This is a genomic window from Dyadobacter fanqingshengii, assembly GCF_023822005.2.
Lineage (GTDB): Bacteria > Bacteroidota > Bacteroidia > Cytophagales > Spirosomataceae > Dyadobacter > Dyadobacter fanqingshengii.
The window spans coordinates 1,348,836-1,366,345 of the sequence record NZ_CP098806.1; the positions used below are offsets into that span (position 1 = coordinate 1,348,836).

13 protein-coding genes are annotated in these 17,510 nt (G+C 47.0%); 9 read left to right on the forward strand and 4 right to left on the reverse strand.

Features of this window, described 5'->3' with window-relative positions; genetic code table 11:
• Positions 1-8 precede the first annotated feature (8 nt).
• The 9 genes from NFI81_RS05400 (at position 9) to NFI81_RS05440 (ending at position 14,283) form a co-directional block, all read left to right on the forward strand.
• On the forward strand, positions 9-530 hold the full coding sequence (locus tag NFI81_RS05400) for a hypothetical protein (protein ID WP_082214949.1): 522 nt from the start codon (positions 9-11) through the stop codon (positions 528-530).
• 1 nt (position 531) lies between these two features.
• Positions 532-3,867: a UvrD-helicase domain-containing protein gene (locus tag NFI81_RS05405; RefSeq protein WP_234613590.1), complete on the forward strand. Its 3,336-nt coding sequence runs from the start codon at positions 532-534 to the stop codon at positions 3,865-3,867.
• 152 nt (positions 3,868-4,019) lie between these two features.
• Positions 4,020-7,445 carry a response regulator gene (locus NFI81_RS05410; RefSeq protein WP_234613589.1) on the forward strand — a complete coding sequence of 1,142 codons (3,426 nt, stop codon included), beginning with the start codon at positions 4,020-4,022 and terminating at the stop codon, positions 7,443-7,445.
• 3 nt (positions 7,446-7,448) lie between these two features.
• Positions 7,449-8,264, forward strand: a complete 816-nt coding sequence (locus NFI81_RS05415; protein WP_234613587.1) for a CheR family methyltransferase — start codon at positions 7,449-7,451, stop codon at positions 8,262-8,264.
• Positions 8,261-8,842: a chemotaxis protein CheB gene (locus NFI81_RS05420; protein WP_234613585.1), complete on the forward strand. Its 582-nt coding sequence runs from the start codon at positions 8,261-8,263 to the stop codon at positions 8,840-8,842. The genes NFI81_RS05415 and NFI81_RS05420 overlap by 4 nt, the downstream gene beginning before the upstream one ends.
• A gap of 10 nt (positions 8,843-8,852) precedes the next feature.
• Positions 8,853-10,781 carry a response regulator gene (locus tag NFI81_RS05425; protein WP_234613583.1) on the forward strand — a complete coding sequence of 643 codons (1,929 nt, stop codon included), beginning with the start codon at positions 8,853-8,855 and terminating at the stop codon, positions 10,779-10,781.
• A gap of 134 nt (positions 10,782-10,915) precedes the next feature.
• On the forward strand, positions 10,916-11,680 hold the full coding sequence (locus NFI81_RS05430) for a hypothetical protein (RefSeq protein ID WP_234613582.1): 765 nt from the start codon (positions 10,916-10,918) through the stop codon (positions 11,678-11,680).
• A gap of 67 nt (positions 11,681-11,747) precedes the next feature.
• Positions 11,748-13,595 (forward strand): chloride channel protein, encoded by a 1,848-nt coding sequence (locus tag NFI81_RS05435; protein WP_234613581.1) that lies wholly within the window; start codon positions 11,748-11,750, stop codon positions 13,593-13,595.
• Positions 13,596-13,848: 253 nt separating this feature from the next.
• A complete protein-coding gene (locus NFI81_RS05440) occupies positions 13,849-14,283 on the forward strand; it encodes a MarR family winged helix-turn-helix transcriptional regulator (RefSeq protein ID WP_234613580.1) in 435 nt (144 codons plus the stop codon).
• A gap of 103 nt (positions 14,284-14,386) precedes the next feature.
• Here the strand turns inward: NFI81_RS05440 and NFI81_RS05445 are convergent, their stop codons facing one another.
• From NFI81_RS05445 to NFI81_RS05460, 4 genes are read right to left on the reverse strand one after another with little or no spacing between them, the layout of a single operon-like run.
• Positions 14,387-15,217 carry a DUF4097 family beta strand repeat-containing protein gene (locus NFI81_RS05445; RefSeq protein WP_234613579.1) on the reverse strand — a complete coding sequence of 277 codons (831 nt, stop codon included), beginning with the start codon at positions 15,215-15,217 and terminating at the stop codon, positions 14,387-14,389.
• A gap of 5 nt (positions 15,218-15,222) precedes the next feature.
• On the reverse strand, positions 15,223-16,086 hold the full coding sequence (locus NFI81_RS05450; protein WP_234613578.1) for a DUF4097 family beta strand repeat-containing protein: 864 nt from the start codon (positions 16,084-16,086) through the stop codon (positions 15,223-15,225).
• Positions 16,087-16,111: 25 nt separating this feature from the next.
• Entirely contained in the window at positions 16,112-16,951 is an 840-nt protein-coding gene (locus tag NFI81_RS05455) for a zf-HC2 domain-containing protein (protein WP_234613577.1), read from the reverse strand.
• Entirely contained in the window at positions 16,938-17,462 is a 525-nt protein-coding gene (locus NFI81_RS05460; protein WP_234614893.1) for an RNA polymerase sigma factor, read from the reverse strand. Before NFI81_RS05460 ends, NFI81_RS05455 begins: the two co-directional genes overlap by 14 nt.
• Positions 17,463-17,510: the final 48 nt, after the last annotated feature.

The following is a 17,510-nucleotide window of genomic DNA, read 5'->3' on the forward strand; positions in this document are numbered from 1 at the left end:
AACTCATTATGAAGAAATTAGCCTTAACGTTTGCCTTTATCCTCAGCTTTGGTTTTGCTCATGCCCAATACGATAACTGGGCCGTTGGTTTTAAATTAGGAGAGCCGACAGGAATCAACATCCGCAAGTATTTCAACAACATTCATGCATTGGACGTTACCGTAGGGACTTATGGTGGAATTTTGTCCAATGACCGCAAATACAGAGGCGATGAAGGGATTTACAAAAATGCCGGTGTGTCATTACAAGTACATTACCTATGGCACACACCGCTTTTCAACTCCGAAGCTGTGCACGTTTATTATGGATTGGGCGGGCAGGTAAATAGCCGCAGATCTTATCCGAAGCGTTTGAACGGGAATTATGAGAAAGACATTTCGCTGGGCGGATCCGTTTTAGGTGGAATTGAATACTATATCCCGGATAACCGCATTTCGGTATTCCTGGAAGGCGGAACGTATGTTGAATTGCTTCCGAGACCGTTTTATCTAAGCCCAAACATTTCAGGAGGCATCCGCTTCAACCTGTAAGGTGTTTAAAGTTTATAGTTCATCGGCAGGGTCGGGTAAGACGTATACGCTTACAAAAGAGTATCTAAAACTCGCCCTGCACTCGAATTCTGACACTTATTTCAGGCATATCCTGGCTGTGACATTCACAAATGCAGCAGCCAATGAAATGAAGGACCGCATCTTGCTCATGCTGCGGATTTTTTCCGATTCTTTCAATTCCGATGCCGTTCCGCATCCCATGCTGCGCGATGTGGTGACGGAAATGTACCCGGACACACTCCAAGACAAATCATTGTTCGAAGGCGCCTGCCAGCTGATCGCAGGCCGGGCGCAACTCGTTTTCAGGCAGATCCTGCACCGTTATTCCGACTTTTCGGTGATGACGATCGACAAGTTCACGCAGCGGCTCATCAGCAGCTTTACGGATGAACTCGGCATTCCATTTATCTTTGAAACGCAGCTGGACAGCGATCTGCTGGATGACGCAGTGGACCGTTTGCTGGCACGCATAGGGCAGGAAGGTGAAGAAGTGCTTACCGAAATTGTTGAGAAATACTATCGTGAAAATGCCGAGGACGGGAAAAGCTGGGGCACATTGCCCATGCAGATCCGCGGCACTGCCGGCACATTGCTGAGCGAACAAAGCTACATGCAGATGAAGCGTGTGGAAGATCTCAAAATGCAGGACTGGATCACGATACGAAACCAGATGCGCACTTTTGTTCGCGAACGCGAGGCGTACATTGCAAAATTATCGAAGAATGCTTTTGAATTAATACAATCCACTCTCCTTACCGAAAAGGATTTTCATCAAAGCGGAAGAGGAATTTACGGTTACTTCCGCGACCGCGCCGAAGAGAAAAAGCTCTGGGCGGAACCCAACTCTTACGTTTACAAAGCCATTGGGGAAGGCGTTTGGTATGGTGCCAAAACACCTATTTTAATCAAGGACGAAATCGAGAAGGTCAGGACAGATTTGGAAAACTATTTTCACCAGATCGAGAATGTCAGAACTTCGGAAGCACAGAAAATTACGCTTTACGGGCAGCTGGACAGGCACATTTATAACTTGTCGCTGCTGGGAGAGATCAGGAAGGAGTTTGATGCGCTTTTAAAACAAAATAATCAGGTCCATATTTCTGATTTCAATCGCAAAATCGTTGAGATAGTGGGGCGTGAGCCTGTTCCGTTTATTTTTGAAAGGCTGGGAGAGCGGTATAACCACATTCTGGTCGACGAATTCCAGGATACATCCAAGCTGCAATTTGCCAACTTGCTTCCGCTTATAGAGAATGCATTGTCTGGTGGTTATTTCAATTTGATCGTAGGCGATGCCAAGCAATCGATTTATCGGTTCCGGGGCGGCGATATGGATCTCATTCTCCATCTTGCTACGAGCCAGGTCGCGGCGCTTGCCACAGTGCTGGGCAACAGCTCGTATAATGCCGAGCGGTTACTTAGCCTGGATAATTATCTCGACGTTAACCATTTGAAAGTAAATCGCAGAAGCCGTCGCGAGATCACCGATTTTAATAATAAATTCTTTGCTTTTATTGCGGAAACCGTCGGTGATGACAATGTGCTCATTAAGGACGTATATGATCAAAATTTTCAGCAGGAAATTCCGGAAAGCGTGCCCAATGGCGGACACGTAGAAATTGAGTTTCTTGAAATGCAGGACGATAATGACGATACAGACGAGGGCGCTCCGTCGGATAGTATCGTGAGGCGTTCCCTTGAACTTGTAACTGAGCTCAGGGCAGAGGGATATGACTGGCGCGATATGGCCATTTTGTGCCGAAAGAAAAAGGAAGCGACCGCGCTGGCCAGCACATTAAAAGAAGCCGGTTTGCCTTTGATTTCGGACGATGCGCTCTCGCTGGGTTATTCCCGTTCCGTCCATTTTATCATATCATTTATGAAAGTGCTGCTCAGCGCCGATCACCGGTTGGCGCGTTACGAGGCGGCTTATTTGTTTCATCACGTAATTAGAAGAGAAAACCCGGCGGCGAGCGAATACGAGCAGATTCGCATTTTGTGCGAAGAAAGCGGTTTGGATACATTTTTGGAATATTTCAAAAAATGGAACATTAACCTGAGTTCTTTCCGAATGCGGCAACTGTCTGTCTTTGAATTGAGCGAACAGTTAATGCAGCGTTTCGGATTGTTCGACAACCATTTCGAAAATGAGTATTTGTTTCGCTTTCTGGATGTGGTCTTGGATTTTGGGAATAGAAAAAGCAATCACCTGGGCGACTTTCTGACTTACTGGGAATCTGCAAGGCACAAACTTTCCATCACCATCCCCGAGGAAACGGACGCGATTCGCATTACCACCATTCACAAATCCAAAGGCCTCGAATACCCCGTGGTAATAGTGCCATATGCACATTGGAAAGTGACGCCCAATGCCAAGCTGGACCGTCTCTGGCTCGATCTGGATGAAGTGGATTATGAAGAGCTCACATTAGCCGGACAGCCCGGTTATGCCCCTAAAAAGTTGCGCAGTTCAATGGTGTCTGTGGTTAAAGATCTCGAAAATACGGTCATAGCAACGCAGTATACAGATGAGCGAACACGCACATTGGTTGAAAATCTCAACTTGCTTTATGTGGCTTTTACACGGCCGGTGCAGCGTTTGTATATATTAGCCAAACGGGAACGTCGGTGGGAATCGGGGCAGCAGGTGAGCAACTGGCTGCAAAATTATCTGGCCCAACAGGACTTCGAGCCCGCCTGGAATGAAAATGAATCCAAATATGTCATTGCCAATGGGCATAGCGCGCTGATGCATGCGCATAGAAAATCGGATGCTCAACCATTTGTGTTAAACCATATTCTCAGCAACGACCGCACAGAATCATTGCGCCTCCGCAGAATGGCTGACCGGATTTTCGACGTAGAAACATTTGAGCCGAAGCACGACCGCTTGCAGAAGATCCGCTATCTGCTAACCCGGCTTAAAACCATCTCAGACTTGCCGCTCGCGCTGGACCGATTGGTGGGTGAAGGGATTTTCACCAGATCGGAAACAGCAGAGATTGAGGCGCAAACAAGTGATTTACTAAGTGATCCTGACTTATTAAGCCTTTATCAGGATGTTACTAAGGTGCAGACCAACAAGGAATTGCTTATTCCCGGAGGCAAACTGCTGCACATCGACCGGGTTGTCCAGCGACCCGATGGCGAGTTCATTTTCATGTCGTTTGTGGGTGGCAGCAATGCGGACGAACCCCGCCGGCATTTGCGAAAACTGATCAAAACGTATGAGGGTGCAGGTAAGCAATGCCGAGGCGTGCTGATCACGCTGGAAAACGAACTGGTGGAGTGGATTTCCGGCAAAGGGACTGAATAGGACAGTTCGAAGTAGAACTAGTTCATAATCAATATTCGATACTAATCCTTAAAATAGTTCTAAGGTGCGACGCTGATTAGCCCAAATTTGGTTTTTTTTTCCTGATATTGAAGGGAAATTTCAAATCCCACCTATTCCGCTAATTAGAGTTTATGCGCATCTCTTTCCAGCAACAGATTTTACTTGGTATAATCTTCTCCGTTATCCTGGTTGTTGTCGTCGGCCTTACCTCATACAATGCCCTTAGAATGCAGCAGGAGAATGCCGGCTGGGTTAGTCATACCAGGGAAGTAATGGCCGTTTCAACAGCCGTTCGCAACCGGTTGCTCACGGCGGAGTCAAACGTCCGCGGGTTTGCACTTACCAACAATATAACATTCGAAAACAATTACCGCGCGGCTGTCGACAATGTGTGGTCGGAGCTGAATGCGATGCGGAAACTGGTAAAAGATAATAAAATACAAGTTAGCCGGCTGGATTCCCTTTCGCCTTTAATACAGGTGCGGCTCGACCTAATGGCTCAGCAATATGAGGCCCTAAAATCTGTAAATTATCATACAGACACCATTAAGGCCATTGTTTTAAAAGGGAAAGTCCTTTCATCGCAAATTGATTTTAGCTTTAAACAAATAGAAAACCAGGAAGAGGGATTGTTGGCTGAGCGGGAGCAGCTGGCGGCGGAGAGCTCCAACCGCGCAACCCAATATATCCTGTTCGGAACACTGGCGTTTTTGTTTGTCGTTTTCCTGCTTTATTACTTCATCAGGACAACCTACAATAAGCAGATTGCTTCTGAAAATGAGACCATTAAAGCGAATAAGCAGCTTGAACAACTATCCATTGAAGATCAGGAAAAAAACTGGATATTAAATAACGCCGTAGCGCTTGCCGAAGCGATCCGTGGCGAGCCAACCCAGCTTGAACTAGCCGGAAAACTGTTAAGTAAGCTTGTTGAAGTGACAGGTTCGCCCGTTGGAACAATGTATCTGGTCAACCGGACTGGCGAGTTGCTGCAGCTCGCCGGCAGTTACGGAATCGATGGATCGGCAATCGTGCCCGACGAGATCATTCTGGGCGAGGGGCTGCTTGGACAAATGGCCGCAGACCGGATAGGACTGAGAAAAATCACTGTGCCTGCCGGATATCTTAAAATTGCCAGCACAACAGGAAGCGCAGTTCCAGCGATTGTTTATATCAAAACCATTGCATTTGAAGGCGCGGTGACGGCGGTTATCGAGGTGGGTTACCTGAACGATCCTGGCGAAAAGGTTTCCAAATTACTGGAAATGGTTTCGGACAACGTTGCCGTTGCGATCATGGCCGCACATGCGCGCCAGACAACCAACGAACTGCTTGAAAAAACCCAGTTGCAAGCCGAGGAGCTGGAAAGTCAGCAGGAAGAGTTGCGTGTTACGAACGAGGAACTCATGCGCCAGACGTCACTCTTGCAAGTTTCAGAAGAGGAGCTGCGGGTGCAGCAGGAAGAATTGAAACAGATCAATACAGAGCTGGAAGAGAAGGCTTTTATGCTGGAAGAGCAAAAAAGCACCATTGAAGAGGCGCGGGATCAAATTCAGATCAAGGCAGACGAACTGGAAAAAAGTGGCAGGTTCAAAAGTGAATTCCTGGCTAACATGAGCCACGAATTAAGAACCCCGTTGAACAGCATCCTCATTTTGTCCCGAATTTTGGGAGAAAACAAAGGTGCGAGGCTGAATGAAGAAGAGCAGCGTTACGCATCGGTCATTTTCAATTCCGGCAATGACCTTTTGACACTCATTAATGACATTCTGGATCTTGCCAAAGTGGAATCGGGCAAGATCGAGCTCATATATGAGCATGTGAGTACGGAGCTCTTGTTGTCAGAAATCAGGAACACATTCCAGAAGATCGCCGAAAATAAAGGGTTAACCCTCAAAATTGGGAAAGCCGAATCATGCCCGGATATATTGTTTTTAGATCAGGTTCGATTGTTACAAATCATCCGTAACCTCGTTTCCAATGCAGTAAAATTCACGTCGGCTCCCGGCACCGTTGCAGTGAACATCAGGCAGGAAGCTTCACATCTTTTCTTTGAAGTTTCTGACACCGGGATCGGGATCGCGCCGGAAAAACAGCAGTCCATATTTGAAGCATTCCAGCAGGCCGATGGCTCCACAAGCCGCAAATACGGCGGGACGGGCCTTGGATTGTCGATCAGCCGTGAGCTGGCCAACCTTTTTCAGGGCTCTATTTCACTCAAAAGCGAGGCAGGGGTAGGATCAACATTCACACTGAAAATCCCTGTTAAGGCCGAAACCGAGACTTCGGAAGAGCTGGTTGCGCCTGTTGAGAACGTTAAAACACCCCAAACAGTCAATCCGGGCCCGGTTAATGGCAATGGTAAAGAATATCGCCTTTTGCTGATAGAAGACGATGAGATTTTCGCTGCCGATATGTCCGCAAAAGCGCGCGACAGCGGCTTTGAGGTCGTGGTTGCGGAAACGGGCAAAGAGGCTATGGAGCTCGTTTTGAGTTTCCGGCCCACAGCAATCATCCTGGATATGCATTTGCCGGATATGTCCGGGGATGAGGTTTTAAAAGAGCTGAAAGCCGATTCCAAAACGCGGTCCATCCCTGTTCACACCGTCTCGTCCGGGTCGTATCTGGACATGGATATGGTAAAAGAAGGAGCGATTGGTTTCATGCAAAAGCCTGTGGACCAAAAGTCGGCGGAACATATTTTCACTTTGCTCAAACTTGAATCAGGTAAGATTGAAAAGCAAAAAATCCTGCTCGTCGAAGACGATCAGTACCAAAGCAAATATCTGGGCGATTTCCTGACGGCCAACAACTTTTTTGTGCTCTACGCATTTTCAGGAGCGGAGGCTATGTCCATTCTAAATACGGAGAACGTCGACGGAATTATTCTGGATATCCGGCTTTCCGATATGAACGGACTCGATTTTCTGGATCAGATCAAGAAAAACCCAGCTTGGAGCGCGGTGCCGGTTGTTGTTAACACAGCCGAAGATCTCAATCAGGTTGACCTTACGCGCGTGATGAAATACGCGCATCCGGTGGTGATGAAAACCAGGAAATCCAATGAGCGTTTACTGGATGAAGTGAAATTGTTTTTGAAAAATATTCAGCCCAAAACGGTGAAAGCTCCTGAAAAGCGGGAAGTATTCAGCAATCCTGTTGTGCACGCTGAAAATGTGTTTATAGGCAAGAAAGTCCTTATTGCCGATGATGATATGCGAAATATATTCGCATTAAGCGCGGTGTTGGAAGAGGCTGGTTTTAAGATAGAAATTGCTACAAACGGAAGGGAAGCCATTGAAAAACTGGAAAACGCTCCGGAAATAGATCTCGTACTGATGGATGTGATGATGCCGGAAATGGACGGCATAGAAGCAACACGAAAGATCAGGGAAGTGAACAGATGGGCAAACCTTCCGATTATTGCGGTTACTGCCAAAGCCATGCAGGGAGACCGCGAACAATGTCTCGCAGCTGGTGCAAACGACTACATTTCCAAGCCCGTAGACGTGGATAAGCTGTTGGCATTGATTAAAGTATGGTTGCATTCCGCCTGACGTATGGTAGTAATAGAATATACCCAGCTCGAAGAATTGATCATTCGCATCCGTGATATTTCGGGTTTCGATTTCTCCGGTTATGCGCGGCCTTCGCTGCTGAGAAGGGCAGGGCGTTATCTTGCAAAATATGACATGGATCTCGGCGCGCTGCTGGACCACATTGAACCTGGCGGAAGCATTGTATATGAACTTATACAGGAACTCACAGTGAATTATTCCGAAATGTTCCGTGATCCGGAGTATTTTAAAAGGGTCAGAACAGAGGTTTTTGGATATCTGGAGTCTTACCCGACATTGCGGTTCTGGGTGGCCGGGTGTGCATCTGGTGAGGAAGCATTCTCCATGGCAATCATGCTGAAAGAAGCCGAACTTCTGGGCCGGTCGCTGATCTATGCGACCGATCTGAGCAACAAGGTGCTTACATCGGCCAGGGAAGGTGTTTTTACATTGGGAAACACGCGGACGTTTTCAGAAAGTTACATGATGGCAGGTGGAAAGCATTCACTGTCAGACTATTATCATGTCGCTTACAACCAGGCTGTGATTTCGCCCGAACTCAGGAAAAACATTGTTTTTTCATTACACGACCTCACCGGCGATGGGGTCTTTAATGAATTTCAGTTCATCAGTTGCCGCAATGTGATGATCTATTTTACACTGGAATTGAGGCAGCATGTTTTCAGGTTGCTGTACGACAGTCTGAGCATGTTAGGCTTTCTATGTTTGGGAAAACGCGAAACTTTACGTTATTCAGGGCTTGAAGCCCATTTTAAGGTAATTGATAGTACACTGAACATTTACCAGAAAATCAAATGAACAGCGCCAGGGATGAATCGCTAAGTCTTGTACTGATAGGCGGCTCGTCCGGAAGCTTTGTGATTTTTGAGGACATTATCAAACTGTTGAAAAACCCGGTTTCGTTCGCCGTCATTTTCGTGTTGCACAGGGGGAAATACAGCGCATCGGTTTTGCCCGATTTATTTAAAACAAAAACCGACGTTCATATGAGCGAACCGCATCATCTTGATCCGATCACAGCAAACAGCATCTATTTTGCATTGCCGGATTATCATTTGCTGATTGGGGAAGATCACCGGTTTTATTACGACCATAACGAGCCGGATTTTTTCTCACGACCGTCGATTGATGCAACCTTTATTTCGGCTGCCCTGTCCGGCATTCCTGTGAAAGCCGCCATGCTGTTTACAGGTTCGAGTCAGGATGGAGCCGAAGGGATGAAATTGTTAGCTGAAAAAGGCTTTCCCACTTACGTGCAAAACCCGGAATTTGCTGAATTTCCCAGAATGCCCGAGGAAGCCTTGTTAAAATACCATCAACATAACCTGTTAGAGGAGGATAAGTTTTACAAAACGATCAGCGACCTACTTTCATAGACAAAATAAAATGGAAAACACAAAAATTCTGCTGCTGGACGATCGTGAAGAAAACCTTATTTCCTTAAAAGCGATTCTCAGCAGGGATGACATTGAAATTTACTCGACAACTTCCGCAAACGAGGCATTACGGATCGTTTGGGAAAATGAAATTGCGGTTGCGCTTGTCGACGTTCAAATGCCCGGCATGGATGGTTTCGAGTTTGCTGAGACATTATTATCCAATCCCAAGACAAAAGAAATACTAATCGTTTTTGTAACCGCAATCTCCAAAGAGACTACTTACGCGGTGCGGGGGTTGAAAACGGGCGCCATTGATTATCTGTACAAACCACTCGATCCATACATTACCAATGCGAAAGTCGATTCGCTGATCCGGCTGGCGCGAAGTCAGAAAGAGATCCGTGATAAAAATAAGCTGCTGGAAAATTACGCGACGATCATTCTCAATTCTCCTGACATTATCGCGACCGTTGAGCCGGAAACCGGCAATATCATTTCCGTAAATCCCTCAGTTGAAAAAATTCTCGGTGCGACGCCAAATCATTTGGTAGGAACAACGATCCTGGACCTGCTGGTGGATCCGGTGAATTCATCGTTACGCGAAGTGCTGGTTAAGAAAAGTTACATTGGCGGGGAAACAAATGTTGTGGAAGACCGGTTTTTCGGGCGTTTAAGGCAGCCGGTTTGGCTGGAACTGAGGATCATGTATAAAAACAGGCTTCTGTTTGTGAATTTGCATGATGTAGAAAAGAGAAAAGCCCACGAAAGAGCGTTGATTGATGCACAAAGCCAGGCTGAAAAAGCCAGGAAAGTGAAAGAAGCGTTTTTAGCCAATATGAGCCACGAAATCCGGACGCCGCTGAATGGTATCATCGGGCTTGGTAACCTGCTTAGCGCAACACAACTGGACCCGTCGCAGCGCGATCTGATCGACATGCTTCGCCAATCGTCCGGCTCGCTGCTGAATATCCTCAACGACATTCTGGACATTTCGAAAATAGACGAAGGAAAGTTCTCGATCATCCCGACGTCCACAGACCTCCGTGTGCTTGGAAAAGGGATCATTGATCTGATGCGATTTAAAGCCGATGAAAAAAATCTGAAATTAAGCCTCATCAAAGACGACAGGCTTCCTGAATGTGTGATGGTGGACGGCATGAGGCTGAACCAGATCCTGCTGAACTTAGTCGGAAACGCCTTGAAATTTACGCAAACCGGCCATGTGAATTGTAAAATGGAGCTGGTATCCGAAACGCAAATGGGCCACAAGATCAAATTCAGCGTCGAAGACACGGGCATAGGGATGTCAGACGAGCATTTAGCCAATATTTTCTCGGAATACGGACAAGCTTCCGAAAACATTTCGCATCAATATGGAGGAACGGGGCTGGGGCTCACTATTTCTCAAAAACTCGTGCGCCTGATGGGCAGCGAACTGGAAGTGAACAGCAGGTCCAACGAAGGAAGTCAATTTTTCTTCACGCTGATCCTGCCGGATGCGAATGAGAAAAGCATTGAAATAAAACCCTCGATTGCCTTCCAGGACTTGCCGCCGTTTACGGGCAAAACAGTGCTTGTAGCCGAGGACAATCCCATTAATGCATTGCTATTGAAAAAATACCTGAAAACCTGGCTGCTGGATACAACCATGGTGCTCAATGGCAAAGAAGCCGTAGACGCATTGAGGGAAAGGATTTTTGACCTCATTATCCTGGACACCCGAATGCCGGAAATGGATGGTTTTCAGGCCGCCAGCTTCGCCCGTAACCAGCTCATGGTCAAAACACCCATACTTTCACTTTCAGCCACAGTATTACCCGAAGAGGTCCAGCAAGCGTTGGAATCGGGCATGAATGATACATTATCGAAGCCGTTTGAACCCGAAAAACTGCATAAGAAGATCGCAATCTTGCTGAAAGAGGACGACCAGAACTAGGTTACAGGCCGGAAACTTATTCCACAGTTTTGGCAAGGCTGGATAATATTGCAACGATTTATTTTTGTTTGCAGTAATGATTAATTGAAGGATTTCGTTTATAAAATTAGTCATAATCGTTATTTAAAGACAAAATGAAAATCACAAGAAACAGTTGGTCTCTGCTGTTGCTAGTTGCCCTCGCCGGATGCAGTTCCTCCAAAACGATGACTTACGAGTCGAAGTGGAACGCACCGTTCTCATACGTGGATGAAATCAAACCAGATCAGCAGGATCAGAAATCAAGGCTCAGATACGGCATCATCAATGACGAACATTACGTTTACCTGACGCTGAAAACGAAGGATCCGACAACCATTCAGAACATTCTTTCAAGCGGCCTGAAAATCTCTTTCAGCCCGGACGGACAGAAAAAAGACCAGTACTCACTGCTATTTCCGGTTGTGATGAAGGAAGACAGGAAGGCGCTCAAACGCGTTGACACCGATCTTCCCAACAGTCTTGGCCTGGACCTCCTGCTGGATTCCTACAACAAGGAAGCGGTCTGGAAAGACAAGCAAGGCCAGCATTTCATTAATCTGGTGGCTCAGGACGGTAGCATCAAGTCTAAGATCCTCATGGACCAGAACGGCGAGCTTACAGAGCAAATAGCGATTCCGTTTAGCCTCATGGGTGTGAATGCGAAGGAAACGGCAATGCTTGGCGTCAACATTAAAGTGGACGGACAATCGTCACAATCCGGATTCAGTCCCCGCATTGGCATAGGTTTAGGAGGAGGAATTGGAATGGGCGGCGGAATGGGTGTGGGTATTGGTTCGGGCGGTTATAATTCACGTTACGGCGGCAACGACCGCAATGTCGACATTAAGTTGGAAGTTCAGCTTGCCCGTGCTAACTAGCATTGTAAATGGAAGTCCGCCGGCCTCCGGCGTTACGGGAACACCGGCGGACCCAAAACGGTAAATTGTGAGCAACAGCAACATTAAGCGATTATTCGGGTATTTAAAGTTTAGAAGAAACTTCATCAGGTATAGCCTCAACAAAGCACGCAGTTACGAAATCGTGCTTTTCTGGCTGAAAAGTGTGCTCACCCGGTCACAGTTTTTGATCTTATCAGGTACTTTGGTTGGCATTACCTGCGGCCTCGCGGGCGTAATCCTCAAATCGCTCGTCCACTATATTCACTATGTGATCACCTACAAGGTTTTTTTCGAGCAGCAGGTGTTCTTTTATATTTTATTTCCCTTCCTGGGGATTGTGATCACGACATTGGTTGTGATTTTTGTGTTCAAAGGTCAGGACAAGAAAGGCATCCCGGTCATTTTGTATGAGATCGCCCAGAATTCAAGTGTGGTTTCTTCGGTCAAAATGTATTCCCAGATTGTTCAAAGTGCTATCACCGTAGGGCTGGGAGGGTCAGCTGGTTTGGAGAGCCCTATTGCCGTTACCGGCGCAGCAATCGGGTCTAATTTTGCCCAGACATATAAGCTGGATTACCGTGAGCGCACGCTGCTCCTTGCTGCGGGCGCAACTGCGGGAATCGCTTCTGCATTCAACGCGCCGATTGCGGGCATGATGTTCGCTTTTGAGATCTTGCTCACCGGTGTCGTTTTCTCTGATTTTATTCCGTTGGTTGTAGCGGCTGTCTGCGGAAGTCTTATCTCAAAGATCCTGTTACGGGAAGACGTACTTTTCCAGTTCAAGACGCGTAACCCGTTCGACCATCACAACATTCTATTTTATCTGATTCTTGGTGTGCTGTGCGGGCTCTACGCCAGGTATTTTGTTTTAATTGCCAAATACATCGACGAGTTTTTTCACGGGCTTAACTTAACCCGTATCAAGAAAGCAATGCTGGGAGGCGCGATCCTTTCCGTTTTGTGCGTGCTATACCCGCCGCTGTTCGGAGAAGGTTACGACACCATTAAAGCCATCACAAACGGGCAGGTTCAAACTGTGATTGATAATAGTCTGTTCCGCTTCATTGGTTACCGGGAGTGGGTTGTTGTCGTGTTCGTTGCCCTGATCTGTTTGCTCAAAGCATTCTCCGCTTCCATCACAATATTCAGTGGCGGTAACGGCGGTAATTTTGCGCCGTCGCTCTTCGCAGGCGGGTCGCTGGGCTATGTGTTTGCGCTGGTTTGCGTGCAGCTGGGCATAGGCGATGTTCCCATCAACAATCTTGTGATCGTGGGCATGGCGGGCGTGATGAGCGGCGTGCTTTATGCACCCTTAACCGCGATATTTCTGATCGCTGAATCCACCTCTGGCTACGATCTTTTTATCCCGTTGATGATCGTATCTGTGATCTCATTTCTGATGGCGAAATGGTTCTCGCCCATCTCTCCGGACCTAAAAAAACTCGCCGAGCAAGGCAAGATCTTCACCCGCGAGCACGACCGCAATTTGCTGTCGCTTCTGCATATTCTTGACCTCATTGATAAGGATGTGCAGACCATTGATGTGCATGCTACACGCGAGGAACTTGCCGACCTGGTAAGGGTAGGAAAGCGCAATATGATCTCGGTGGTGGATGAGGACAAAAAGCTCCTCGGCACCATTTCCCTCGACGACATACGGCCGCTGCTTTTTAACCCGGACCTGTATGATATGGTGACCGTTTCCAACCTGATGAAAGTCCCGTCCGTCGTGATCAGCGACTTCGACAGCGTTGTAAGCGTGATCAAAAAGTTCGACGACACCGGCGCATGGAATCTGCCCGTGGTCAAGATCTCCGGGGAGTTTGTTGGATTCATTTCCAAGTCCGCGATCCTGAACAGTTACCGCCAATTGCTGCGCGCACATTCCGGTTGAAATAGCTCCGATAATCGCTTCGAAACGCTCACCATTAACCGCTGAAATCCAGTGGAAAAGCATTTCACTTACGTCCGCAATAACGATCCACGTGAAACATTTCTGAAATCGCGGTCAGAGACATTAAAAACCCACTTTTTGATTTAATTATTTGCAAAGCATTGTTTGACAATGCATTAATATTGTTATATATTTGCATAATGCTTGAATACTCAACTATTAATCAACAATAAAACAATTACATTTCAACTATATGTCAACCATTACTCCATCCCTGAAACTGTTCCTGAACCTTACCACAGTTCAGGCCCTGATTACCAAGCGATTCGACTCAAAACTGAGTAGCCACGGCGTGAGTTTGAATGAATTTCTGATACTGTTTCACCTCGGAGAAGCACCGGACGAGAAGATGCGGCGTGTAGATCTGGCTGAAAAAATCGGCTTAACAGCCTCCGGAATTACCAGGATGCTAACGCCATTGGAGAAACTTGGAATGGTCAAGCGCGAGGCAAACAGTCGCGATGCACGGGTATCTTACGTGAAGCTGGCGAATGCGGGCAAGCGCGTTTTAACAGAGGCGACTGCAACAGCCGAAGGGTTGGCCGACCAAATCCTTTCTCCCGTCAAAACGAAAAAGCTGGATGAAATCTCTAAAATGCTCCTGGAACTGGGCGGCACAATTGAATAGAAGCGGGCCAATATGAAGGTCTTTTCATACACGAAAAGGAAAACCCACCGAAATGCTTGACCGCATCGGTGGGTTTCGTCGTTTCTGGCGCGGAGAGGCGGTTTTATTTCGCTTTTCGCACGTAAATATTGCCATTCATATTCTTCATCATAATTTCGCTTCCGCCGCCATTGATCTTGCCTTTTACCCAATCATCAATAGAAACTTTATACATGCCATCCTTGGCGCTTCGCGTCGCCTGCGGCGCGCTCTTGTCCACGTCCACATCAAAGTCGCTGTAAATTTCGCCGCGGTCCGATTTCAGTTTTACATCGAACTTGGCAGTTGCCGGAATCGTCACATCCACGTTGCCATTGAGCGTAGAAAAAGCCATGGGCGAGGACGTGTCGATGGTCTTGAAATTGGCTTTCAGTGTTCCGTTAATGGTGTTGGCAACAGCCGAGCCGGAGATGTTGGTCAGCGTGATGTCGCCGTTCACATTTTGTATTTCCATCTCCCCCGAAACGTTCTCGATAACGATGTCGCCATTGTTGATCGTACCCACTTTCAGACCGAATTTCTGAGGCACTTTGATTTCCAAAAGCATTGTTGTGTTGACCATTTTGGTAGTCAGTTTGACAACATTATGCTCCTCCGTTGCCGTCAGTTCCAGGCCACCTTTCCTGCTGATCCGCTTCATGCCGCCAGCTTCGCTCTTGGGTTTTTCATCATCTTCAGGGCTCTTAACAACCGCGTCGATCACGACCTGATTGCCGGAATAACCCGTAACCCGAATAGTCCCATTGATGAGATTAACTTGCAATGATCCCGGTTTTCCTGCGTCCGATAACGGGACGACAAGTTGCTCCTTCGTGCCTGTCTGCGCCTGGATAGGACTGGCAACACAGGCTAGCAAAGCGGCAATCGAGAGGGTTAATAAATGGTTGGTTTTCATTTTTGTTATGATTGTTTTTTAATATAAATATTCCCGTTGAATGTTTCAAACTTGTAGGTCGGGCCGCCTTTTCCTATGCGGATCCTGGTTTCGGTGCTGAGCTTATAGACTGTTTTGTTCGGCTTGTTCTCCTCGTTTTTTACCACTTTCACCGGCAGCGACTCGGTATTTGGGAAGTCTGTATAAAACTCGCCATTGAAGCTTTTGAACTGGCAATCGGCGGAGAAAGTAGGAGGGTAGCTGATCTTGATGTCCCCGTTCAGCGTCTTGAAATCGGATTCGCCTGGCGGCAGCGTAATGTAATTGGCAATGACATTACCATTAACGGTCCGCGCAATGGCAGCGCCTCTTGCATTCACGATGGTAATCGCACCGTTCACATTATTAACGCCTAGTGAGCCCGTAACGTCCTTCACATCCACATCGCCGCCATTTACCGTCGAAACGTGCAAATTCATCGCAAATGGCACCTTTACAATAAAGTCGAGCTCAAAGTCATATTCGATTTTAGGCCCATCCCAGTTTCTTCTTCCACGATTGGGCCGTGAGTCGAACGGTTCGGCAATGTAGGCAGTAATGCTGTCTGCTTTCTGATCAAAATTCAGTTTGAATTCCTGCTTGCCCTTGTCCAGGATTTCGTTGGTTTTGCCGGTTATGGTTTTATCTATTTCAATTAACACCTTATCTCCGTTATAGCCTTCCACTTTAATAGAGCCATTAATGTTGTAAATGGCCAGCACATGGGCAGATGCGCTTTGTGTTAAGCTAAACTCTTTACGCACATGCTCCTTGAATTCAAGCTTTTGTGCCGGGGCCTGGGTACAACAAAGCACCGCTCCCGCTAATAAGGGGATTGCAAAATATTTCATGGCTAACAGTTGGATTATGGTTTATTTAAGATAAGTCCTTGATTGTCTGTTCGATCTTGTTTTTTACCAGATCATTCAATCCTTCTTTATGGAGTAACTTCCGCAATTCCTTCACTGAACCTTTTTCCTGTAATTTCACCATCACATCGGCCAAGGCAACCTGCACCATCGGAGAATCCTGCACAGCGAGCGATTTCACAAGCCCTTCCCGAACCACCGCGTCCTTTGCAAACTGTGTCAGCGCTTCCAATGCCACGAGGCGCACATTGACGTTTGCATCGTTGTTTAATGTGGTGAAAAGGGCATTAATTACCTTTTCGTCAGCATGCGTAATGTCGCTCGTGTAACCCACGGCTCTGAGCCTCTCCGTTGCGGAAGGATTTTCTATCAGCGCGAGCATCATGGTGCTTTTCATATCCTCCACCTGCGTCGCCAGCGTTTCAATTTGTTGCTGGTAGGCCGTTGCAGATACATTGCTTTTGCTTGTTTTATGGCCGATCACCCAGCCCAACCCAACGAGTAGGAGGCTGAAAGCGACTTGCACAGTCCACTGCGGGAGCACAAAATCACGCAGTTTTTCAACCCATGCCTGGAAAGAGAATGGCTTGCTGGTTTCTTCTGCTGCCTTAAAATTATCCAGCATTGCATAGAAATTGACACGCATTTCTTCACGAGGCTCGGGCACTTTCATCTTACCCAGACTTTCCCAAAGCTGCTTGTCAGCCGCAAATTCTTCCTGGCAACTCAGGCACCTGGCAAGGTGTCGTTCCACATTAAGCCGGTCCGCCTTGTCCAGATCGTTGTGAAGCCAGTCTTCCAGTTTATCTTTTGCATGTTCGCAACCCATGTCTTTATCGTCTTTCATTTGTAAAAAACATTTTTTTCAACTCTCCCAATGCCCTGTGGACCCGCACCTTCACCGTTCCCTCGTTGATATTCAGAACTTTCGCAATTTCATCGTATTTCATTTCCTGGAACCGGCTTAATACAAGTGCTTCCCGGAAATCGTCGCTTAGCCCGGCCATTGCCTTATGCAGAAAATCGACGTCCTCTTTTTTCTCAAAACTTTCGTCAGCCAATGTTCCCCCGCCGATTTTATCAGCCATTTCATTCACGTCATAATGATCAAACGACCTGTTTTGCTTAACGGAATCGTTCAGGATATTTCTGGCCAAATGATACATCCACGTTCGAAATTCACCCTCTCCTGTAAACGTATGTTTGTATTTGAGCATTCTGTAAAAGACATTCTGCACCAGATCCTCACTCACATCCCTTTTGTGCGTCATATGATAAAAAAATGCGAATAAAGGGCGGTTGTACCGTTCAAAGAGCAGGCCCATCTTGTCCAGATCGCCGGCTTTAACCCTCAGCATGAGTGAATTATCTGTCAGCGTGTTCAAACGGTTTGTCTTTTGTGGTGA